The sequence below is a fragment of the Roseomonas sp. CAU 1739 genome (assembly GCF_039839775.1).
Classification (GTDB): Bacteria; Pseudomonadota; Alphaproteobacteria; order Acetobacterales; family Acetobacteraceae; genus Neoroseomonas.
In genome coordinates this window covers 12,953-34,111 of record NZ_JBDOQQ010000029.1, presented here as the reverse complement: position 1 = coordinate 34,111, position 21,159 = coordinate 12,953, and the positions used below count along the sequence as shown (strand labels likewise).

General features: G+C 69.4%; 18 protein-coding genes and 1 pseudogene. 11 read left to right on the top strand and 8 right to left on the bottom strand.

What is annotated here, in order from left to right; all coding sequences use genetic code 11:
- Positions 1-27 precede the first annotated feature (27 nt).
- From AAFN86_RS27875 to AAFN86_RS27860, 4 genes are all read right to left on the bottom strand, one after another.
- Complete coding sequence (locus AAFN86_RS27875) at positions 28-1,275, bottom strand: MFS transporter (protein ID WP_347546893.1); 1,248 nt, start codon at positions 1,273-1,275, stop codon at positions 28-30.
- The gene (locus tag AAFN86_RS27870; protein ID WP_347546892.1) at positions 1,272-2,933 is read right to left on the bottom strand and encodes a heparinase II/III family protein; all 1,662 of its coding nucleotides are present in this window, start codon (positions 2,931-2,933) and stop codon (positions 1,272-1,274) included. Before AAFN86_RS27870 ends, AAFN86_RS27875 begins: the two co-directional genes overlap by 4 nt.
- Positions 2,930-3,589, bottom strand: a complete 660-nt coding sequence (gene rpe, locus AAFN86_RS27865; protein ID WP_347546891.1) for a ribulose-phosphate 3-epimerase — start codon at positions 3,587-3,589, stop codon at positions 2,930-2,932. Before rpe ends, AAFN86_RS27870 begins: the two co-directional genes overlap by 4 nt.
- A 441-nt stretch (positions 3,590-4,030) precedes the next feature.
- Complete coding sequence (locus AAFN86_RS27860) at positions 4,031-4,501, bottom strand: Lrp/AsnC family transcriptional regulator (protein ID WP_347546890.1); 471 nt, start codon at positions 4,499-4,501, stop codon at positions 4,031-4,033.
- 110 nt (positions 4,502-4,611) lie between these two features.
- Between AAFN86_RS27860 and AAFN86_RS27855 the strand changes: the two genes are divergently transcribed.
- The 3 genes from AAFN86_RS27855 to AAFN86_RS27845 all read left to right on the top strand — a co-directional run bounded on the left by AAFN86_RS27855 (position 4,612) and on the right by AAFN86_RS27845 (position 6,930).
- Positions 4,612-5,592, top strand: a complete 981-nt coding sequence (locus AAFN86_RS27855; protein WP_347546889.1) for a tripartite tricarboxylate transporter substrate binding protein — start codon at positions 4,612-4,614, stop codon at positions 5,590-5,592.
- Between the two features lie 45 nt (positions 5,593-5,637).
- Positions 5,638-6,258: a DUF2459 domain-containing protein gene (locus AAFN86_RS27850; RefSeq protein ID WP_347546888.1), complete on the top strand. Its 621-nt coding sequence runs from the start codon at positions 5,638-5,640 to the stop codon at positions 6,256-6,258.
- A gap of 492 nt (positions 6,259-6,750) precedes the next feature.
- A complete protein-coding gene (locus tag AAFN86_RS27845; RefSeq protein ID WP_347546887.1) occupies positions 6,751-6,930 on the top strand; it encodes a hypothetical protein in 180 nt (59 codons plus the stop codon).
- A gap of 536 nt (positions 6,931-7,466) precedes the next feature.
- Here AAFN86_RS27845 and AAFN86_RS27840 read toward each other — a convergent pair.
- Complete coding sequence (locus AAFN86_RS27840; RefSeq protein ID WP_347546886.1) at positions 7,467-8,720, bottom strand: transcription antitermination factor NusB; 1,254 nt, start codon at positions 8,718-8,720, stop codon at positions 7,467-7,469.
- Between the two features lie 321 nt (positions 8,721-9,041).
- Between AAFN86_RS27840 and AAFN86_RS27835 the strand changes: the two genes are divergently transcribed.
- The 4 genes from AAFN86_RS27835 (at position 9,042) to AAFN86_RS27820 (ending at position 13,540) form a co-directional block, all read left to right on the top strand.
- Positions 9,042-10,730 (top strand): glycosyltransferase family 39 protein, encoded by a 1,689-nt coding sequence (locus AAFN86_RS27835; RefSeq protein WP_347546885.1) that lies wholly within the window; start codon positions 9,042-9,044, stop codon positions 10,728-10,730.
- On the top strand, positions 10,731-11,351 hold the full coding sequence (locus tag AAFN86_RS27830) for a DedA family protein (RefSeq protein WP_347546884.1): 621 nt from the start codon (positions 10,731-10,733) through the stop codon (positions 11,349-11,351). It begins immediately after the preceding gene.
- 236 nt (positions 11,352-11,587) lie between these two features.
- Complete coding sequence (locus AAFN86_RS27825; protein WP_347546883.1) at positions 11,588-12,610, top strand: helix-turn-helix domain-containing protein; 1,023 nt, start codon at positions 11,588-11,590, stop codon at positions 12,608-12,610.
- Between the two features lie 270 nt (positions 12,611-12,880).
- Positions 12,881-13,540 (top strand): superoxide dismutase, encoded by a 660-nt coding sequence (locus tag AAFN86_RS27820; protein ID WP_408906638.1) that lies wholly within the window; start codon positions 12,881-12,883, stop codon positions 13,538-13,540.
- 26 nt (positions 13,541-13,566) lie between these two features.
- Here the strand turns inward: AAFN86_RS27820 and AAFN86_RS27815 are convergent, their stop codons facing one another.
- The 3 genes from AAFN86_RS27815 to AAFN86_RS27805 form a co-directional block, all read right to left on the bottom strand.
- Positions 13,567-15,207 carry a recombinase family protein gene (locus tag AAFN86_RS27815; protein ID WP_347546881.1) on the bottom strand — a complete coding sequence of 547 codons (1,641 nt, stop codon included), beginning with the start codon at positions 15,205-15,207 and terminating at the stop codon, positions 13,567-13,569.
- A gap of 385 nt (positions 15,208-15,592) precedes the next feature.
- On the bottom strand, positions 15,593-16,834 hold the full coding sequence (locus tag AAFN86_RS27810; RefSeq protein ID WP_347546880.1) for a hypothetical protein: 1,242 nt from the start codon (positions 16,832-16,834) through the stop codon (positions 15,593-15,595).
- Positions 16,831-17,427 carry a hypothetical protein gene (locus AAFN86_RS27805; protein ID WP_347546879.1) on the bottom strand — a complete coding sequence of 199 codons (597 nt, stop codon included), beginning with the start codon at positions 17,425-17,427 and terminating at the stop codon, positions 16,831-16,833. The genes AAFN86_RS27810 and AAFN86_RS27805 overlap by 4 nt, the downstream gene beginning before the upstream one ends.
- On the opposite strand from AAFN86_RS27805, the pseudogene AAFN86_RS27800 reads away from it, so the two are divergent.
- The 4 genes and pseudogenes from AAFN86_RS27800 to AAFN86_RS27785 all read left to right on the top strand — a co-directional run.
- Positions 17,418-17,912: pseudogene (locus AAFN86_RS27800) on the top strand (transposase); the annotation flags it as partial. The gene AAFN86_RS27805 and the pseudogene AAFN86_RS27800 sit on opposite strands and share 10 nt — an antisense overlap.
- Before the next feature lie 214 nt (positions 17,913-18,126).
- Positions 18,127-18,441 carry a co-chaperone GroES gene (gene groES, locus AAFN86_RS27795; RefSeq protein WP_347546878.1) on the top strand — a complete coding sequence of 105 codons (315 nt, stop codon included), beginning with the start codon at positions 18,127-18,129 and terminating at the stop codon, positions 18,439-18,441.
- A 49-nt stretch (positions 18,442-18,490) separates the two neighbouring features.
- Complete coding sequence (groL, locus tag AAFN86_RS27790; RefSeq protein WP_347546877.1) at positions 18,491-20,137, top strand: chaperonin GroEL; 1,647 nt, start codon at positions 18,491-18,493, stop codon at positions 20,135-20,137.
- A gap of 106 nt (positions 20,138-20,243) precedes the next feature.
- Positions 20,244-21,155: a class I mannose-6-phosphate isomerase gene (locus AAFN86_RS27785; protein ID WP_347546876.1), complete on the top strand. Its 912-nt coding sequence runs from the start codon at positions 20,244-20,246 to the stop codon at positions 21,153-21,155.
- Positions 21,156-21,159 lie beyond the last annotated feature (4 nt).

The window sequence follows — 21,159 nt, the reverse complement described above, 5'->3', positions numbered from 1 at the left end:
ATCATCGTAACCCGACCGGGGGCCGCCCTACCCCCGCACCGGCCTGACCGTTGCCAGGATCGCCGCCCCCACCGCCAGGAACACCAGCACCGTCGACATCCCTGCGCGCTGGCTGCCGGTCGCGTGCGTCACCGCCGCCAGCACCGCCGGGCCGAAGAAGCCGGTGACCCGCCCCGACAGCGCGAACAGCCCGAAATGTGCGGCGATCTCGCCTTCCGGCGCCATGCGCGCCATCAGCGTGCGCGATGCCGCCTGTGCCGGCCCCATGAAGATGCCGAGCGCCATGGCCATGCCCCAGAACACGGCCTTGCTGTCGGTCAGCAACAGCGCCGCCCCAAGCACGACCATGGACACAAGGGCGACCATCACCGTGCGCTTGGACCCGACCCGGTCCTCGACCAGCCCGAAGCCGGCGGCACCGAGGCCTGCCGTGACATTCAGCGCGATGCCGAACAGCAGGATCTCCTCGAAATCCAGGCCATGGACGCCGGCGGCGAAGATGGCGCCGAAGGCGAACAGCGTGTTCAGCCCATCCGTGTAGAACAGCCGCGCGATCAGGAAGCGCAGCATGTCGGGCCGCTTCGGCAGCCCGCGCACCAGATGCTTCGTCTCGGCGACGCAGGTGGTCACGGCCTGCCCCATGGGCAGTCTCTCGCCCGGCGGGTCGGGCACCATCAGCAGCACCGGCCAGCCGAATATCAGCGTCCAGGCACCAACCAGCAGGGCGGTGGCGCGCACATGTTCGGATGTTCCGCGATCCAGCCCGAACAGCGCCGGGTTGGGTTGCACCAGCAGCACCAGCGCTATGGCCAGGCACGCCAGCCCCCCCGCATAGCCCAGCCCCCAGGCGAGGCCCGAGACTCGCCCGATCTGCGCCGGCGGCGCGACCTCCGGCAGCATGGAATTGTAGAAGACGGTGCCGAGTTCGAAGCCGACCGTGGCGATGCCGACGCAGACCAGCAGCCACACCGTGTAGGACGGATCAGGTGCGGCAAACCACACCAGCGCGGTGAACACCGCCGTCACCAGCGTGCAGGCCGCCAGCAGCATGCGCCGATGCCCGCCAAGATCCGCAATGGCGCCGAGCAGCGGCGACAACAGCGCGATCGCCAGCGCCGCGATGGTCTGCATCCAGCCCCATTGCGCCTGCCCGGTCGCGGCATCCGGCGCCACCCCTTGGGTGAAATAGGCAGCGATGACGAAGGTCGAAACGACGGTCGGAAACGCGCTGTTCGCCCAGTCGAAGGACGCCCAGGCCAGGGCCTTGCGGTTCACTCGACGGCCGGCGTCGTGCCGGGCGCGGGCATCGAGACCCGGGTGATCGCCCATTGCACCGAGGTCTCGCCCTCCTCCGCCAGCAGCACGACCTGGGAGGAGCGTCGCGGCTCGCCGCCGAGATACACGCTGTCCTCAAGCGCCACGCGCGCGCGGCTGGCGCGGATCTTCCAGCCGATGCCCGATGGCAGGCGCAGCAGCGCGGCACTTTCATCCTGCAGCAGCGATGCGACGACGCCCGGATGCAGGTGGAAGCGCAGCGAAAACGCCGGGATGGCGGCATCGCCGGGGATCTCGACCACATCCTCCCCGCGCAGGTCGTCGCCGGATTCCGCGAGATACAGCCGCCGCCTATGCACCGCGCCGAAGGCCCGGCGCCAGCCGTCATGGCTCGCCTCCAGCCATTGCGCGCCGGCCGATTCATGGCGCGCCGTCTCAACCTGTTCGGGCCGGCGCCCCAACCCCTCGGGCCGCAGTTCCGCCGAATTGGTGTCGGACAGCACCAGCGTCGAATGCGCCGCGGTGGCGCGCAGCGCGTCGCGCCAGGCTTCCTCGGCCGCCGGGGCGGCGCCGCAATTGACGATCAGCCGGTCACGGCCAATCGACATCTCGAAGGCCAGGGTTCCGGCATGGGCGAAGCGGTCGGCGCCGGCCGGCAACCCGCCCTCGGCCCCGGCGGTGGCCCGCGCCGTGGGCGGCGCGCCGGTATCGACGATGATCAGCGTGCGCCCCGCCTGCAACCGCTGGAACCCCGTCTCTGGCAAATCGAGCGGCGCGCGCCCGCGTGCCTGCCCCTGCGTCAGCACCAGGTCGAGCAGCGCCGAGCCTTCATCCCGCGTGCCGTTGAACAGCGCGAGCCCGCCATCGCCATGGCGGAACAGCCGCAGCGCCGGCGCCGCGCGGTCCAGCACGGCCGCCAGATGCGGCGGCGGTTCCATCCCCGCGCCATGCAGCAGGTTGCGGATCTCGATCAGGTCCTGCAGTGCCAGCAACTGCATCGACGGAGATCGTTCGACATGCCCGCCATCGGGGTGGAACTGCCGTTCGATCTCGGCCGGCAGGAAACGGGCGGCGCGCTGGAGGTAGGCGTCCTCCTGCAAGGCGATCGCCGCCGCCATCGCGCCCTTCAGCGCGGCCAGCGCGCCGCGATGCTCGGCCTCAGCCGGCAAGGCGGCGGACAGGTCGCGGGCGTCCTGCGCCATGCGCGTCATCACCGCGCGGCGGAAGGCGTCCTCGGAGGTCGCGGCGAAGAAATCCCAATGGCCGAGCCAGGCGGACATCCGCGCGCCGACCACCTCGGGCGCATCGGCCACGGCCTCGTCGGCGCCGCGCGCCAGCCAGTCATCCGTCATGGCGCGGGCATGCAGGCGTGCCGCATCGGTGCCCAGCGCCCGCAGGTCGCGCATCCAGGCAAAGCCGTGCGCAGCCGCGCGCCAGGCAGCCGTGCCGGATGCGGTGTCCCAGCCCTCGGTCCCCGGCAGGCCGGGGCGCAGGATGCGGGCGGTGCCCAGCGTCTCGAACTCGCCCCGCAGCAGCCGGGCACCGCGCGCCGGATCGCCGGGCCACAGGTCGCGGAAGGCCCGCGCCGGGGCATCCGGCACCCGGACGGGCTTGAGCCGCGCGAGCTTCTGCCGGGCCCCGCGCAGGATGCCGATCATGCGGCGGCCCCGCGGATCGCGGCGATCGCCGCGGCGTAGTCGGATTGCCCGAACACCGCGGTGCCGGCGACCAGCACGTCGGCGCCGGCCTCAATGCAGGGCCGCGCCGTCTTTGCCGTGACGCCGCCATCGACCTGGAGATGAATGGACCGCCCCGTCGCGTCGATCATCTGCCGCAGCGTGGCGATCTTCGCCAACTGGCTGTCGATGAAGGACTGCCCGCCAAAGCCAGGGTTCACCGACATCACCAGGATCAGGTCGGTCAGGTCCAGCACATGCACCACCGCGTCGACCGGCGTGGCCGGGTTCAGCACCACCCCTGCCTTCTTGCCCAGCGCGCGAATGGTCTGGAGCGAGCGATGCAGATGCGGCCCGGCTTCCGGATGCAGGCTGATCAGGTCTGCGCCGGCCTCGGCGAAGGCGGCGAGATACGGATCGGCCGGCGCGATCATCAGATGCACGTCGAAGGGCATTGCACTGCGCTTGCGCAGCGCCTTCACGATGACCGGCCCGAAGGAGATGTTGGGCACGAAATGCCCATCCATGATGTCGAGATGCAGCCAGTCCGCACCGGCCGCGGCGATGGCGTCCACCTCCTCACCCAGGCGGGCGAAGTCGGCGGCGAGGAGGGAGGGAGCGATCAACGGTGCGGGCACGAGTCGGTTGTAGCCGTTTGCGACAAAGCGCGACAACCGGCGCCCTGCCGCAAGCCACCGTTCGCTCCCGGCGGAGCATCCGGAACGCTGTGCGCCATTGGCGCGCCGTGGCTTGCGGAGAGAGGCGCCGGCCGGACTGCGCGAAGGAAAGGAAGGCGGAGAGGGGCTTTGCGCCTGTCCGGACCTCAGCCCGCCAAAGGCCAGGGCCTTTGGAAACCGATACCTGGCGGCGAGCGGTACAGGCGTTCGGAACGAGCAAAGTCGCGCCACGCCGGAAGCCCAGACACCACTCGCGCGCCCGCTTACCGTTCCATGTCAACGAAACAGCCCTGCCCAGCGCCAAGTGACGGCATTCCAAAGGCCCCTGGCCTTTGGTGGGGGAGGTCCGGAGGGGGCAACGACCCTTCCGGTTCCTCACTGCCGCCGCGCCTCCGATCGCCGTCAGATCGGCAGCGCTGTCGTGCTCTTCACCCGTTCCATCGCAAACCGCGACGTCACCTTGCGCAACGCCGGCACCTGCGCGGTCAGCCGGCGATAAAACGTGTCGAAGGCCTGCATGTCCGGCACCACCACCCGCAGCAGGTAGTCCACGTCGCCGCCAAGTCGCCAGCACTCCACGATTTCCGGCATCTTGCCCACCGTCGCGGCGAAGGTCTCGATCCAGTTGGCGGAATGGTCGCCGGTCTCGATCGCCACGAAGACCGAGACGCCGAGGCCGACCTTCTCCGGGTCCAGCAGCACCACCCGGCCGGTGATCACACCCTCCTGCTCCATCTTGCGGATGCGCTTCCAGCAGGGTGTCGGCGTCAGCCCGACTTCCTTGGCGATATCGGCGAGCGAGAGGGCGGCGTCGCGCTGGATCAGGCGGAGGATGGCGCGGTCGGTATCGTCGGGCTCAAAGCGGCGGCTCACAGGCAAGTCCTTGGCTGATTTTCGATATTCAGTAGATGGAAAATCTTTTGCTTGCAAGATTTCAGCGGCATTGGAGAAACCCATTCCATCAAGCCGCCGGAATGCCTGCCATGATCCGCCGCGACCTCCTCCGATCCACCCTGCTTGGCGCAGCCGGGCTCATGTCCCGCGCCGCCGGCGCGCAGCCCACTTCCTGGGCGCCGGACCGGGCGGTGCGCATCGTCATCCCCGTCGCCCCCGGCGGCAGCCTCGACATCCTCGGCCGGCTGCTGGCGCGCCACCTGATGCCGCGGTTGGGCCAGCCGGTGGTCGCGGAAAACCACCCCGGCGCCGGCAGCAACCTCGCTTTCGAACTGGTCGCCCGCGCCCGGCCGGATGGCCTGACCCTGCTGGTCGGGTCCGACCCGCTGGCGATCAACCCGGCGCTCTATCCGCGCGTCGGCTTCGACCCGGTGCGCGACTTCGCCCCGATCATCGAGGCGGTGCGCGCGCCCCAGGTGCTGGTGGTCAATCCGCGATCCCCGGTGACCAGCGTGGCGACCTTCGTCGACTGGGCGAAGGAGGAAGAGGGTCGGCTGACCGTCGCCTCCCAGGGCAACGGGTCGATCGGCCACCTGGCCGGGGCGCTGTTCGCCCTGCAGGCCGATCTGCGCTTCACCCACGTGCCCTATCGCGGCGGCGGCCCCGCCGTGGTCGACCTGGTCGCCGGGCATGTCGGGGCGCTGTTCGTCACCCTGCCCGCGGCGATCGAGCACATCCGTGGCGGCAGACTGCGCGCCCTGGCGGTGACCGGGGCGGACCGGTCCGCCGCCATCCCAGACGTGCCAACCGTGGCCGAAACCCTGCTGCCCGGCTTCGACGTCGTGACCTGGCAGGGGATCCTGGCCCCGGCGGGCACGCCGCCAGCGGCGATCGATCGCCTCGCCGCAGAACTCGCCGCCATCCTCGCCCAGCCGGCCATCGCCGAGGACCTCACCGGCCAGGGGTTCACCGTCACCGCACACGGCCCGGACCGCTTCGCCGCCCTGGTGCGGGCGGAAGCCGAGCGCTGGCCGGCCCTGGTGCGCCGCACCGGCGCGCGGTCGGAATAGGCAGCAGGCTGGACCGGCCGCGACACGACATGGTGAAACGGATGGATGCTGCCCCGGCGCGCCCTCCTGTCGACCGCCCTGCTCGGCGCCTGCGCCGCGCCGGACGGGGGGCGGGACCCCGCGCCGCTGTCGCAGGCGACGCTGCTGGTCGCCGCCGAATCCTGGCACACGGATCTGTGCGTGCTGGCAGCGACCGTGCGGGCCGGGCCGCTGGCACCCTTCGCGGGCGCGGCCCCCGCGGCGCAGGCCTTCGCCTTCGGCTTCGGGCTGGAATCCTGGATGCGCGCCGCGCGGCCGGGATCGGCGGAGGCGCTGGGGGCGATCGCCGGCGGGCCGGCCGCCGTCTCGGTCCGCGCGCTGCAAGGCCCGGCGCCGCCAGGGGCCGAGGAGCACGTCGCCCTGCGCCTGCCCATGGGCGGCCACGCCGCCATCGCCGGCTTCATCCTGGACCAATTGCCGGGCCCGCTGGCGCCGGCACCGGAGAACGGCGCCAGGCTGCTGCTGCCCTCGGCCCAGCGCTACAGCCTGGGCTTCACCTGCAACGGCTGGGTCATGGCGGCCCTCGCCGCGGCCGGGCTTCCCGTCCCGGTCGCCGGCATCCGCTTCCGCGGGGAAGCCATGACCGCACTGCGTATCGAGGCCCGCCGCCAAGCCGCCCAGGGCTGATGCCCAAAGCGTGATCGCCGCAAGTGGAATCGCCGGAGGCGTGAATCACACGATCAAACTAAGGCATGGAGCAGGAGGCGTGAGCAAAGACGAATGGATCCTGCTCTACGCGCCATTGCATGGACCAGTGGCATTGCGGTTCCACTGGGACGTTGGCGCACGCATCCGCGGCCTGGCCTGCGCGCCCGGCACGGGTGTTCCGAGGGTAACGGTCAGCCCGGGCGCGGTCGTGCATGCGCGGCCCCGCATCGCGGCGTGGCCACCATCCGAGGGGGCGGCGGCAGGGAGCCGTTTCGCATGACGCCGCCCATCGCAAGGGTGGGATGCGAAGATTGCGGTGCCTTCACCCGGTCCCGCCAGTGTACGGGAGCGCCCCCAAAGGCCCTTCCCTGTGCGGAATGTCACGGATCGGTCGCCCTGAAGTCCTTCATTTGCCCCGATTGGCGGGTTCAACACCGTCGTGACCACGAATCGCCCATGGAAGCCGAGTTGATGTCCATCCGCCGCGACCTGCTGCTGCGCAGCGCGCTGCTCCGCCAGCCGGACATGCCGCCGTTGCCGCCCCTGCGCGCAGTGACGCAGCCGCCCGCGCCACCACCACGGCGGACCAGCAAGGCAACGCCGCGGCGGCGGACGACGCGCGTGTCGGACAGCCAGGGCTCGTCGCACTGAACCGAAGGTCGAAGGGACGCCGCCTCAGCGGCGCGGGGATGGTTCGGGGAGACGTCGAACCGGAGAGGGCTTTGCCCCCTCCGGACCTCTCCCACCAAAGGCCGGTGGGCCTTTGGAAACCGTTACCTGGCGCTGGGCGGCGAGGTTTGGCCCGGAATTGAAAGTCGCTTTGGACACGCGGGCAAAGCCGGGGATTGCGCCTGGCACTGGTGTCTGGCGCCGAGTGCCCTGGGCATTCGAAATGCCGCCTGGTGGCACCGGGCGTTGTCTTTAGGCCGAGGGCAAGACGCCCTCTCCGCGGCCGATACGCGTCCCTCGGACCAGTGGCACGAACTGGCCGACCATGCCGGAGAAGCACCGGATCCTGGCCGATGCTTCCGGCATGTTCTGCTTATCATGAGCGCGGCCGGCCCGGCGGTAATGAAGCCCCAAGGCAAGCGACCACGGCCCAGGGCCGCACAAACCCGCGGTCCAGGGGCCCGTTGGCCCCTGGTGGGGAGAGGTCCGGAGAGGGGCGACGTCCCTCTCCGCGCCCCTCACCCGGCCCGGCGAAACCGCGCCGCGAAAAACCCATCCATCCCACCCCGTGCGCTCCAGAAATCCGGTCGCGTCCGCAGGCACCCTGCCGGCGAGATCGCCTCCGGCAGCCCCGGCAGCTCGCCCGGGGTAAACGGGTCGTGCGCCAACCCGAGCGACGCGGCGCGGGCCAGATGCGCCTCGCCTTCCTCGGGTTGCAGGGAGCAGGTGGCGAAGATGATGCGCCCGCCCGGCTTCAGCATGCCGGCGGCGGCCTTCAGCAGCCGTACCTGCGCCTCGGCGGCGGCTTGCACGTCGCGGGGGCGCTTGGCGTGCGCCACGTCGGGGTGACGGCGGATGGTGCCGGTCGCGGTGCAGGGGGCGTCGAGGAGGATGGCGTCGAAGGGCGCGGCCGGCGACCAGGCGGCGGCGTCGGCGCGGATGATCTCGGCGGAAAGCCGCAGGCGGGCCAGGTTTTCCGACAGGCGGGCCACGCGGCCGGCGTCGCGCTCGACCGCCGTGACCACGGCCCCGGCGGCGGCAAGTTGCGCCGTCTTGCCGCCCGGTGCCGCGCACAGGTCGGCGATCCGCTCGCCGGGCCGGGCCTGAAGCAGCAGGGCGGGCAGGGCGGCGGCGGCGTCCTGCACCCAGAAGCGTCCCTCGGCGAAGCCGGGCAGGTCGGTGACGCGGGTGCCGGCGGCGAAGCGCCAGGACCCGGTTGGCAGGATCTCGGCGCCCTCGGGCGGGGTCGCACCCGGCGCGGGGGTCAGGTCCAGCGGGGCGGGGCCGCGATGCGCCTCGGCGATGGCGCGCACCGCCGGGCCATAGGCCGCATGCCAAGCCGCCCACAGCCATTGCGGCGTGTCGAGCCGCGGCGCGTCCAGGCCCTCCAGCGCGGCCGGACCCTCGGTCGCGACCTTGCGCAGCACCGCATTCACCAGCCCGGCGAAGGCCTTGGGCGCGAGGGCGACGGCGGTGGCGACGGCGGCGTGCGCCGGGGTGTCGAGCAGCAGTAGCTCCGCCGCGCCGATGCGCAGCGCGTGGCGCGCCGGCGGTGGCGGTTCCTTGCGCAGGAAGGGGGCGAGCACCTCGTCGATGCAGCCCAGGCGCCGCAGCACCATCGCGGCAATGCGGTGGGCCGCCGCACGGTCGCGCGGGTCCAGCCGCTTGGACAGGTGTTCCAGCGCGTCCTCGAGCGGCTTGCGCTGTTCCAGCGTCGCGTCGAGCAGGTCGCGCGCCGCCTTGCGGGTCGGTAGTCCGGAAAGGGGTGCCAAAAGGTCTCGCGGGGCTGGGGGTGGGACCGAAGGGGCTTTGCCCCTCCGGGCCTCCCCACCAAAGGCTTAAGGCCTTTGGAAACCAATACGTCGCGCCGGGCAGGGCATCTGTCGTGATCGTCAAATTATGTGCCGGGCACCAAAACGCATGCTGGCACTCATTCTGACAGCCCTGCCCGACGCCAGGTGACGGTTTCCAAAGGCCTTAAGCCTTTGGTGGGGTGGTTTGGAGGGGCAAGGCCCCTCCAACGCGCTGCCCCACCGTCACGACGCCGCCGCTTCATGGCACCGCAGCACGTTGCATGCTAGACGCCCCGCGCGATGCGCCCTGCTGACTTCCTCGAACGGCTGCCCGAGACGCGACGGCCGGCCCTGTGGCTGGTGCTGTTGTGCCTGCTGCTGTGGCTGCCCGGCTTCTTCACCATCCCCGCCGGGGATCGCGACGAATCGCGCTTTGCCCAGGCGTCCCGCCAGATGGTGGACAGCGGCGACTATGTCCGCATCCGCCTGGGTGAAGTGGAGCGCAACAAGAAGCCCGCCGGCATCCATTGGGCGCAGGCCGCCACCGTCCATGCGCTGGAGGCCGTGGGCATCCGGGCGCGCGGGCAGATCTGGGCGTATCGGCTGCCATCCCTGGCCGGCGCGCTGGTCGCGGTGCTGGCGACCTGCCTGCTGGGCCGCGCGCTGGTCGGCCGGCGGGCGGCCTTCATCGCCGCGGCCATGCTCGCCCCCTGCATGGTGCTGCTGGTCGAGACGCATATCGCCAAGACCGATGCCGCGCTGCTGGCGACCATCACAATCGCCATGGGCCTGATGGGGCGCGCGTACCTCACGCCGCAATCCTTCACCGCGGGGCAGGCGGCGGGGTTCTGGGCGGCGCTGGGCATCGGTGTCCTGCTGAAGGGGCCGATCGCGCCGATGGTACCGCTGCTGGCCGGCATCACCCTGGCGGCGATGGACCGCCCGGCCGGGTCGCCCTGGTGGAAGCCGTCCGCCCCCTGGTTCGATGCCCTGCGCGCGGGCTGGGGCATTCCGCTGATGGTGATGTTCGCCGCACCCTGGTTCGTCGCCATCGGCATCGCCACCGAAGGGCGCTTCTTCGCCGAGGCGATCGGCGGCGACATGCTCGACAAGGTCAGTTCGGGCGAGGAAGCCCATTGGGGCCCGCCGGGGATGTATGCCGCGATCTTCGGCATCACGGCCTTCCCCTCGGCCTGGATCGTGCTCCGTTCCCTGCCCGGTTCATGGGCCGACCGGATGCAGCCGGCGGTGCGCTTCCTGCTGGCCTGGGCGGTGCCCACCTGGCTGTTGTTCGAGGCGGTGGCGACCAAGCTGCCGCACTACACACTGCCGGCCTTCCCGGCGCTGATGCTGCTGGGCGCGCGCTGGGCGATGGACCCGCTGCGGGTCGCGCCGCCGCGCTGGATCGACTGGCTTTCGGGTGCAGCGCTTGGCGGCGTGGCGGTCGGGCTGCCGCTGCTGGCCGGCGCGGCCGTGTTCCGGGTGGAAGGGCGATTTGATCCCTTCGCCATCGCCGGCCTCGCGGCCGGGGCCTTCATGGCCTGGGCGCTGCTGCGCATGGCCCGCCAGGCGCAGTGGGGGCGCGCGGCGCTGGCTGGGGCGATCCTGGCCGTGCCGCTTTATGCCTGTGTGGTGGAAGGCGTGATACCGCGGCTGCAGGCGGTATGGCTGTCGCCGCGGCTGGCCGCGCAGGTCGCCGCCGTCGCCCCCGGCCTGCCGGCGGGCAATTTCGGCGTGGTCGGGCACCATGAACCCTCGCTGCAATTCGCCATGGGCGGCGATATCCGGCTGTTGCGGGACGGGGCCGCGGCGGCGGAATTCCTCGCCGGCGGACCCGGCCGCATTGTGGCCGTGAACGACAGGCAGGAAGCGGCCTTCCAGCGCGCGGTGGCGGAACGGGGCCTGGCGGTGCGCAACCTCGGCACCGTCACGGGGCTGAACTATGTGCGCGGACGCTGGGTCGCGATGTCCCTGTTCAAGGTGGATTGAATGTTCGCGTGGGTTACGGAGATGGTCGCCGCCGGCGGCCTGTGGGGCGTCTTCGCGCTGATGGTGCTGGAAAACTTGTTCCCGCCCATCCCGTCGGAACTGATCATGGCGGCATCGGGCTTCGCCGCCGCGCGCGGCCAGATGTCCCTGCTGTGGCTGGTCGCCTTCGCGGTGGCCGGTACGCTGGCCGGCAATCTGTTCTGGTACGAGCTCGGCCGCTGGCTGGGGGTGGAACGCTTCCGCCCGCTGGTCGCCCGCTTCGGCAAGTGGTTCGCGGTGGAGGAGGAAGACCTCGACCGCGCCACGGACATGCTGAAGCGCTGGGGCCCCTTCGCCATCTGCATCGGGCGCATGTTCCCCGGGGTGCGCACCCTGATCTCGGTGCCCGCCGGCATGGTCGAGATCCCGCGCACCGTCTTCTACCTGTGGACCGCGCTGGGCTCGGCGGTGTGGCTCACCTTCCTGGCGCTGGCCGGGTATTTCCTCGAGGAGCACTACGACAAGGTCGAAGGCTGGGTCGAGCCGTTGGCCTGGGTCGTGGTCGGCGTTGCCGTGGGCGGCTATGCCGCGCATCTCGCCTACGCCTTCCGGCGGGCCCGGCGACGCCGGCAACAGGGATGACCTGGCTATTCCGTGCTTGACGCGCGGGGGTGCCCCCTGGCGTTAGTGTCCTCGCCACTCCTTTCGCGCGCCAAGCGGGCGAAGGGAGTGGACCAACGGGCCGCTGCAACCACAGGCTGACGGCCTGATATCGAGGTCCGCTCGACGTCGGGGTCGCCACGGCCGCTGGATGGCAGGCCGGTTCGGCCAGCGAAAGTCCGGGCCGTGGCCCGGCGGCGGAGCAGGAACCATCGCGCATGGCGATCATCCCCCATGTCTTCTCGACGCGATCGCTGCCGGGCCGCGAACAGCGCGAAGCCTGGCGCGCATGGTTCAATCCCGTATTCGACCTGAACTGGCGCCGGGATGAGGCGGAACAGCCCTTCGAGGCGGACAGCACCACCCTGTCGGCCGGCGGCGCCATTCTCAGCCGCGTCCGCGCACCCGGGCTGCATTCGGTGCGCACCGCGCGCCATGTCCGCCGCGACCCGACCGACCATTGGGTGATCGCCATCGGCACGCGCGAATCCCGCATCACGCTGACCGATGGCGGGCTGCCGGTGCCGGCCGGCGCACCCTTCCTCGTCTCCCTCGCCGACCCGATCGAAAGCGAACGGGACGCCGATGACCGGCTCCACCTGTATCTGCCCCGCGACCGCTTCGCCGCGCTTGCGCCGGAACTCGACAAGGCACGCGGCCAGGTGATCGGCGGCGGGCTTGGCCTGCTGCTGGCGGATTACCTGCGGCTGCTGGAACGGTCCCTGCCCGGGCTGGCGGATGACGACCTCAACGCCCTCGGCGATGCGATCCAGGCCATGGTGGCGGCATGCGTGGCACCAACCGCCGCACGCACCGCCGAAGCGGGGGCGCAACTGGACCTGACGCGGCTGGAACGCGTTCGCCAGGTGATCCGCCGGCGGCTGCATTCCGCCACGCTGACCCCGGCCTCGCTGTGCCGCGACGTGGGGATGTCACGGTCCCAGCTCTACCGGTTGCTGGAAGGCGAAGGCGGGGTGATCCGCTACATCCAGCGCCATCGGCTGCGCGCCATCCACGCCGCGCTGTCCGATCCCGCGAATGACGGGTCGATTGCCGCCATCGCCGAATCCTGCGGCTTCTATGAGCCCTCGACCTTCAGCCGCATCTTCCGCCGCGAATTCGGCGCGACGCCAAGCGAGGTGCGGCTCGCGGCGCGGGCCGGTGGGACCCTGTCGCCAGCCTGGAAGCCGCTGGTGCCGTCGGATCTGGGCAGCCTGAGCGCCTGCCTGCGCGCTCTCTGATCCCGGCGGCCGCGACGCACCTGGCCCGCCCCCGGCTGGCGGGGACCGGCGATCCCGTCGCGGCCGCGCCCTGCCCCAACGGTTCGCGGCGGCGCCACAGCCCGAGGGGCGGGACCACCGAACCTGCCGCAGGCGGCCTATCGCGACGGTTGCGGGCGGGCGATGCAGCCCCCATCCTCCCCTCACCTGGAGGAAGGGCTCTGATCGATGACCATGTTGAACCGTCGCGGCATGCTTCTCGGCACGGCAGGGGTCCTGGCCGCGGCGGCAATGCGCCGCCCGGCCTATGCCCAGGCTCCGGCAGGCCCGTTCACCCTGCCGCCCCTGACCTACGCGAAGGACGCCAATGAGCGCGCCATCGACGCGATGACGATGGAAATCCACCACGACCGCCACCACGCGGCCTATGTCGCCAACCTCAATGCCGCGGTGAAGGACCATACGGCGCTGGCGCAGATGCCGGTGGACGAGATCCTGATGCGCCTGTCCCAGGTGCCCGAGGCGGTTCGCGTCGCCATCCGCAACAATGGCGGCGGCCACGCCAACCACACCATGTTCTGGGAGATCATGGGCGGTCCGGGCGGCGAGCCCACCGGCGACCTCAAGGCCGCGATCGACCGCGACCTCGGCGGCATGGACAAGTTCAAGACCGACTTCAACACCGCTGGCACCCGCGTATTCGGGTCGGGCTGGGTGTTCGTCGCCGTCACGCCGGGAGGCAACCTGTCCCTGGTGTCCAAGCCCAACCAGGATACTCCGCTGATGGATGGCGGGCGGGTGCTGATGGGCAACGACGTGTGGGAACACGCCTATTACTTGCGCTACCAGAACCGCCGGGCGGACTACCTGTCGGCGTGGTGGAACGTGTTGAACTGGGAGAAGATCGGCGAGCGGTATGCCGCGGCGAAGGGCGGCACGCTGCGGGTCTGAAGGAAGGTTGGGGGAGATGAACTCCCCTATACCCACCTTTTTTTCGAACTTGAGGTCATGGCTGTCACGCGATGGGTTACGGTGGCGTCGTCCCCAACCGGGAAGGCGCCGCCAGCCTTGAGAATAGCCATGAGTTGACCGATCAATTCAATCCCGGGCGGATCATCAGGGCCCTCGCCAGGGCTGACGATGACCTTGTCAATCAGCGCCCGGGCTGCCTCCAGGACCTCTGTGCCCCCGCCAGCGTCGATCGCATGGCGGAGCGTCGCGCCTCGGTCGGCATAGACCTGGGCGAGGTTCAGATGCAGCACCGGAGCCGCCGCCGGGGCCTCGGCCAGCGCTGCCAGCAGGTCCTTCCGCCGCGCCTCAAGCTCTTCGAGCTTTCGTTGCACGCCCGACGCCCTCACCCCGTCAGCAATGGCCTCCACCAGGTTGGCCAGCTTCCGATCGACGACCTGCAAGTCCCGCTTCGCTGCCTCGGTGCCGGCGGAGGCCTCGGCATTCAGCCGGTTCCACTCGGTGACCAAGGCTGCGCAGAACGCCGCGACGAGGTGCGGTTGCATCAGCCTGGTCGCCAACGCCTCGAGCACCTGGGCTTCCAGCTTGGGCCGGCGGACCCACCGGGTGTTGCGGCAGCCGTGCCCCCGCCTCGCCGGCAGGCACCCAAGATAGTCCTTGCCCATGGCGCTGAAGCCGCCGCCGCAATCGCCGCACACGACTTTGCCGCTCAGCAAATGGCGAGGCCGCCTGCGATCCCAGAATACCGGGATGTCCCGGTCGCGCCTCGGGGCCGCCTCGGCGGCAAGCCGCTCCTGGACCCGGCACCAGAGAGTATCGCTGATAATCCGCATTTCCGGGACCGCGACCTCGACGATGTCCTCCGCGACGTGGGCACGATAGACACGTTGTCCGCTGACCGGATCGCGGACGCGGGCATGCCGGTTCCACCGCATCCGCCCGACGTAGATCGGGTTCCTCAGGATCCCGTCCTCGCGCCCCGGCCGTCCTCGGATCGTTACATCATACCAAGGAGTTCCGGCCGGACCGACAGTCCCGCCGGCATTCAGTGCCTGGGCGATGGCCCGAGGGCTGCGACCCTCGGCGTAGGCCTCGAACATCCTGCGAACGGTGGCAGCCTCGACAGGATCAATCTCGCGAAGGCCGCGCTCTGGCTCACCGTCGGCACCGAGCCGGCGAATCAGCCGATATCCATACGGAACGCGACCAAAGCCATGGCCTTTGCGCACGCGCCCTTCCTGGCCGCGATGAGTCTTGGCAGCGAGGTCCTTGAGATAGAGTGCCCCCATTGTGCCTATCAGGCCCACATGGAGGTCGGAGATCTCGCCCTCGGATAGGGTGACGATGGCGACGCGGCTGAACTGAGCCTGCTTGTGGAAGGCGGCGACGTGCTCGAGGTCGCGGGAGAGCCGATCGAGGCTCTCAGTCAGGACGATGTCGATCTTGCCGCTCCGCATGGCGTCGAGCAGATCCTGATAGCCGGGGCGCAGTGTGGTGGCGCCTGAGTTGGCCGCGTCACTGAATGCGGCGACTACAGTCCAGCCTTCCCGTTCGGCGCGCGCGGTGCAGATGCGGAGCTGGTCCTCGATCGACGCCTCACGCTGGTTGTCGGAGGAGTACCGAGCGTAGAGGGCGCAGCGGGTCCGCATTGGCAGTCCTTCCGGGTGTCCGGGGTGCTGCCCTCCTTGGCGTGACCCTGAGTTTGGACGGTGATGGCGCGCGCTGTCCAGAGTTCCCGCGCCGTCTGGCGGGCGAGGGCTCGGGCCAGGGTGAGCAGGTGATCGTCGATCGGCGGAGCGACCGCGGCATGGCGCGGACACGCGTCATTTGGATCGGTCGATGCTGGCTGGCGACGAGGCTGCTTGCGCATGGCCAGACGGGTCTGCCATGGCAGCAAAGGGGAAAATCGCGCGAGCAGACGGCGCGGTACACGCTGTGCACCAGCAGGTCGCCAAATCCCGCGTGCACTCAGGCCATTCGCGCCGTCCGCGCCAAGCGGTCACCCTCGTACACTGATGGCCTGCGGCCAAGAGCCTACGCGTCGGGAAGCGCCGCCACCTCGCGCATGAACAGCGCGACCGGCTCGCCGCGCTCTGAGGCCAATGCGTCCTGCCATCGCCGCGCTGCCTTGAGTCCTGTGCCGAGATCATAGTGATCCAATACAGGCCGCTCGTCCGCGTGCCCCAGTGCTGCCGGCAGAACGCCCATCATCCCGGGCGCGTCGATCGCCACGGTCGACGCCATGACGTGGCGGAACTCGTGGATCGACACGCTGACCCCGAATGCGGCCTTTACGCGGCCTGTCACGGCCGCCCATGCCGGCGCCGGCCCGAGCGGCAGACCGCGATCAGTGATGAACAGCGTCGTCGGTATGGCAAGATCGGCCTTCCCCGCGGCGATGAGGCGCGGACGATGGACCACCAGGTGCCATTCAATATGGGGGGCAAGCTCAGCGGAGATCGGCAAGGCATGGCCTCGGCCTGCCTTCATCTGCTTTCCGGGGAAGGCTATTTGCCAGTCCACGGGACTTCCGCCGCCCGCATCGTGACGGCGAAGGGTCGCACCCTCCTCAAGGCCCAGCAGATTTCTGGGACGAAGCGCCAGCAACGCCTGCAGGGTGATCAGGAGACCGTCGCGGTGCAGTACCGCCGCGCGCAGCCCCGTCTTGGCGCGCGGGCGCACGGCGAGGTCCCTTGCCTGTTCCATCAGGCGAAGGCCAAGAGCGAAGAGATCTCCGGCCGACACCTTGAAGGCCAGCTCGATTGCTCGGTCCTTTCCCTTGCAACCAGGCAAGGATCGGGTGAAGCGTCGCAGCCAGTTTCGCGCCGCCGCGCCGGCGGGGTCGATGGCATCCAGAGCCATTGTCAACTTGCCAAGGCGGAAGCCAACGCTCGTCTCGCTATAGCCCGCCCCCCGAAGGAAATCGGCGAAGGCGTCGATGCGCTGCGGCGTGACCCGGACGCCGGCCGGCTCCTCCGGATCTAATCCCCCGGCCAGATCCAACCATGCCAACCATAGGCCGTAGGCGAGTTCTGCTGCCTTCCGTGTGGGGGTCGCCCACGCCGCTGCCGGGGAAGGTTCCTCGTCCAGGGGGAGACGGCGACGCGGACCGTCATTGGCTGCAACAGCCCGGCGCCAGGATGCGGCATCGACCGGCGGCCATTCTTCCGGCGTCCAGGCGACCCGGCGCCCCGCTTCTCCGCGCCGAGGCAGGACGGCGACAACACCCTGTTGCCGGCCGCCGCGTCCCGATGCTTCCTGCGCTTCCCGGCTCAATGGAGCGTCTCCAAATATGCAACTCCCGGCTGGCTCAGGCACGCCTGAGGCCACGTCTTCCGGCTGCCCGGACACAGCGGCGCTTCGACCTGTCGGCCATGGAGAATGAGGTCCTGCACCGCCTTGGCCGACGCTGCGCGGTCAATGAAGGCGTAGTGCTTCATGAGGGTTTCCAGGCGACGATGGCCGAGCAGCTTCATCAACGTCACGAAATCGCCTGAACGCCGTTCGAGATACGCCATGACAGCTATCGAGCGATACAGATGCGGCGAGACGAGCAAACCAAGCCGCTCCCTGATCGCGCACATGACACGCTTGCGGAGGGTACCAACATCCAGCCCGCCCTGACGTGTCCGACCCGGGAAGAGGCATTCGTCATCGCGCCCGGCGTCGCGCACCAGCGCCGGCCTGTGGTGGCGAACGAACAAGTCCATCAGGGCGATGGTCTCTGGGCGGAGTTCCATCTCCTGCCCTTCTTCGTTCTTGACCTGGCTCGAAGACACGACGAGGAACCGCCGACCTGAACGTTCGGTGCCGCTCGCCGGGCTGCCTACGAAGTTGCGTACAAGGTGAAGGCTGGCGACGTTCGACACGCGCACGCGCGGCCGTGATCGACAGCCAGAGCAAGAAGACCACCGGAACTGTTGGGCCTCGCGGTTCCGACGCCGGCAAGAAGGTTACCGGTCGAAAGCGTGACGCCATGGTGGACACCGACGGTCGCCCCATGGTTCTCCAATGCCACGCCGCGTCAGTGAAGGATTGTGATGACGCGATCCCGCTGCTGCACGCCTCCAGAGGCCACTTCCCGTTCGTCGAAAAGGCCTTCGCCGGCGCGGGAGACGCCGCCCATCGTGTCGCCGATGCCACTCGCACCGCCACCGAGATTGTGCGCAAGCCGAAGGATCAAATCGGCTTCGCCGTGCATCTGAGGCGCTGGATGGTCGAACGCTGCTTCGTCTGGGTCGGACGCGACCACAGGCTCGCCAAGAGCTTCGAGGCCACCATCGCCTCCGCCAACGCCTTCCTCTACGTCGTCGCCGTCGTCATCCTCCTGCGCCGCCTCGCTCATTCGAATTAGGATTCGAGACAGACTCTGAGGCGGCGCCCTACGGCAAGAAGGCGTGCTCGTCGTCCCCGATAAAACGAGGCTGATCCGAATGAACGATGGACATTAGGACCAGGAAGGCCCAGTTGATTGGCACTCTGCCCGTGAGAGTGCCAAGCGGCTGCCAACGCAGCGCCGGCGCTAGCCGCAGCGGGGCAATCCACAAGAAGCTCAAGGAGAGGGCCGCATGAATTTCCGTCCCCTGCACGACCGCGTTCTCGTTCGCCGCGTCACCGCGGAAGAAAAGACTGCCGGCGGCATCATTATCCCCGACACCGCCAAGGAAAAGCCGCAGGAAGGCGAAGTTGTCTCCGTCGGCGCGGGCATCATCAACGAGAAGGGCGAGATCCGTCCGCTCGACGTGAAGGCCGGCGACCGCATCCTGTTCGGCAAGTGGTCGGGCACCGAGGTGAAGCTCGATGGTGAGGAGCTCCTGATCATGAAGGAGTCCGACATCATGGGCATCCTCGAAGGCACCGCCGCCGCGAAGAAGGCCGCCTGAAGGCGCCGCTTCGCGACCACCGACAACCGATTTGCAAAGGTAGAACACAATGACTGCTAAGGACGTGAAGTTCGGCGCTTCGGCGCGCGAGCGTATGATCCGTGGCGTGGATATCCTGGCCGACGCCGTGAAGGTGACGCTGGGTCCGAAGGGTCGCAACGTACTGCTCGACAAGAGCTACGGCGCCCCCCGCATCACCAAGGATGGCGTGACCGTCGCCAAGGAGATCGAACTCTCCGACAAGTTCGAGAACATGGGCGCGCAGCTTGTGCGCGAAGTGGCGTCACGTACCAGCGACACCGCAGGCGACGGTACCACCACCGCGACCGTACTGGCGCAATCCATCGTGCGTGAAGGTGCCAAGGCCGTTGCCGCCGGCATGAACCCGATGGACCTGAAGCGCGGCATCGACAAGGCCGTCGCCCTGGTCGTCGCCGACCTCGAGACGAACAGTCGGAAGATCTCCACCTCGGCGGAGGTCGCCCAGGTCGGCTCGCTCTCCGCCAATGGTGACGCGGAGATCGGCGAGATGATCGCCAAGGCGATGGACAAGGTCGGTAAGGAAGGTGTGATCACAGTCGAGGAAGCCAAGAGCGTCGCGACCGAGCTCGATATCGTCGAGGGCATGCAGTTCGATCGCGGCTACGTCTCCCCGTATTTCATCACGAATGCGGAGAAGATGATCGCCGAGCTCGACAGCCCCTACATCCTGATCTTCGAGAAGAAGCTGTCCGGCCTCCAGGTCATGCTGCCGCTGCTCGAGGCCGTGGCGCAGTCCACGCGCCCGCTGCTGATCATCGCCGAGGACGTCGAGGGCGAGGCGCTGGCCACCCTGGTCGTCAACAAGCTGCGCGGCGGCCTGAAGGTCGCGGCGGTCAAGGCGCCGGGCTTCGGCGATCGCCGCAAGGCGATGCTGGAGGATATCGCCATCCTCACCAGCGGCCAGGTGATCAGCGAGGACCTCGGCATCAAGCTTGAAAGCGTGACGTTGGAGATGCTCGGGCGCGCCAAGACCGTGCGGATCGAGAAGGAGAACACCACGATCATCGACGGTGCCGGCGAGAAGGACGCGATCCAGGGCCGCATTGCGCAGATCAAGGCACAGGTCGAGGAGACCACCTCGGACTACGACCGTGAGAAGCTGCAGGAGCGGCTGGCGAAGCTGGCCGGTGGCGTCGCCATCATCCGCGTCGGCGGCTCGACCGAGGTCGAGGTGAAGGAGCGCAAGGACCGCGTCGATGACGCGCTGCATGCGACCCGCGCCGCTGTCGAGGAAGGCATCGTCCCGGGCGGCGGCGTCGCACTCGTGCGCGCATCGGTAAAGCTCGCCGGCCTCAAGGGGTCCAACCCGGACGAGCAGACCGGCATCGAGATCGTACGCCGCGCGATCCAGGCGCCGCTGCGCCAGATCGCCGCGAACGCCGGCCAGGATGGCGCCGTGGTCTCGGGCGAGGTGCTGCGCACCGATACCTACGAATACGGCTACGATGCCCAGCTCGGTGAGTACAAAGACCTGGTGGCCGCTGGCATCATCGACCCGACCAAGGTTGTGCGCTCGGCGCTGCAGGGGGCGGCATCGATCGCGTCGCTGCTGATCACCACCGAAGCGATGGTGGCCGAGCGGCCCGATCGCAATGCCACGGCAGGCGGTCCGCCTGGCGGCGGCATGGGTGGCATGGGCGGCATGGACTTCTGATGGTCGGCTTGGACATCCGGGCATCTTGAGGGGGGGGCGGGTCGAGAGGCCCGCCCTTCGCGCTTGGATCGCCCACCAACAGCGTGCCAGCCTGGAGCCGGAACTCATGAGGCAAACGCCAATACGGATCCTGCCGCTCCTTGCCGAAAGAATCTGGGGCCATAGGGATCTGGGGGGCTGGGTCAGCACCTCTCGCGTCGGCACGCACGGACCGATCGGGGAAGCGTGGCTGACCGACATAAACTGTGAGGTCGAGACCGGCGGCACTCTCGGTGCCCTGCTGGCGCGCGATCAGCCGGCTCGCACCGGGCCGCCCTTGCTAGCCAAGCTGCTCTTCACGTCGGCGCCGCTATCGGTGCAGGTGCATCCGACGGACGCGGCGGCGCGTGCGTCTGGCATGCTCGCATCCGGGAAGGATGAGGCCTGGCATATCCTGGAGGCGGCGCCTGACGCTCAGGTCTCGATCGGCTTTCGCCAGCCGGTCTCCGCCACAACGCTGCGCGCGGCGTCAGCAGACGGGACCGTGCTGTCGCTGATGCGTCAGCACCCAGTGCGCACTGGCGAGACGTTATTCGTTCCGGCCGGCACGGTGCACGCGATTGGCGCCGGCTTGGTGCTGCTGGAGGTGCAGGATCCGATCGATGTCACCTACCGCCTTTTCGACTACGGACGGCCACGCCCGTTGCAGCTCGATGAGGCATTGTCGGTCGCCGATCTCCGCGGTTCCCGCGTTGTCATGGGCGCCGCAACGGTGGCTGCGCGACAGACTCTGGCTGTCGCGCCGCGCTTCGTGCTGGAGCGAATTGAGACCGAAGACGGCCTCACGCTGCGGTCGGACGGCAGCCGCGAGCATATCGTCGTGCCGCTCGCAGACGGCGCCACGATGGATGGTCGCGTCCTGGCGCGCGGCGCGGCCGTGTTCGTCCCGGCGATGAGCAACCCTGTCAGATTCGCCGGTGCGGCACTCGCGGTACTGCATCCTGGCCCCGGCCCAAGCCCATGCCTCGCGATGGGCTGAGCCT

Excerpts from the sequence above, each read along its gene's own strand:
- AAFN86_RS27870 (WP_347546892.1), bottom strand. The coding sequence starts at position 2,933 with ATGATCGGCATCCTGCGCGGGGCCCGGCAGAAGCTCGCGCGGCTCAAG.
- AAFN86_RS27825 (WP_347546883.1), top strand. The coding sequence starts at position 11,588 with ATGGCGATCATCCCCCATGTCTTCTCGACGCGATCGCTGCCGGGCCGC.
- AAFN86_RS27815 (WP_347546881.1), bottom strand. The coding sequence starts at position 15,207 with ATGCGGACCCGCTGCGCCCTCTACGCTCGGTACTCCTCCGACAACCAG.
- AAFN86_RS27855 (WP_347546889.1), top strand. The coding sequence starts at position 4,612 with ATGATCCGCCGCGACCTCCTCCGATCCACCCTGCTTGGCGCAGCCGGG.
- AAFN86_RS27820 (WP_408906638.1), top strand. The coding sequence starts at position 12,881 with ATGCGCCGCCCGGCCTATGCCCAGGCTCCGGCAGGCCCGTTCACCCTG.
- groL (WP_347546877.1), top strand. The coding sequence starts at position 18,491 with ATGACTGCTAAGGACGTGAAGTTCGGCGCTTCGGCGCGCGAGCGTATG.
- AAFN86_RS27785 (WP_347546876.1), top strand. The coding sequence starts at position 20,244 with ATGAGGCAAACGCCAATACGGATCCTGCCGCTCCTTGCCGAAAGAATC.
- AAFN86_RS27845 (WP_347546887.1), top strand. The coding sequence starts at position 6,751 with ATGTCCATCCGCCGCGACCTGCTGCTGCGCAGCGCGCTGCTCCGCCAG.
- AAFN86_RS27835 (WP_347546885.1), top strand. The coding sequence starts at position 9,042 with ATGCGCCCTGCTGACTTCCTCGAACGGCTGCCCGAGACGCGACGGCCG.
- groES (WP_347546878.1), top strand. The coding sequence starts at position 18,127 with ATGAATTTCCGTCCCCTGCACGACCGCGTTCTCGTTCGCCGCGTCACC.
- AAFN86_RS27850 (WP_347546888.1), top strand. The coding sequence starts at position 5,638 with ATGCTGCCCCGGCGCGCCCTCCTGTCGACCGCCCTGCTCGGCGCCTGC.
- AAFN86_RS27830 (WP_347546884.1), top strand. The coding sequence starts at position 10,731 with ATGTTCGCGTGGGTTACGGAGATGGTCGCCGCCGGCGGCCTGTGGGGC.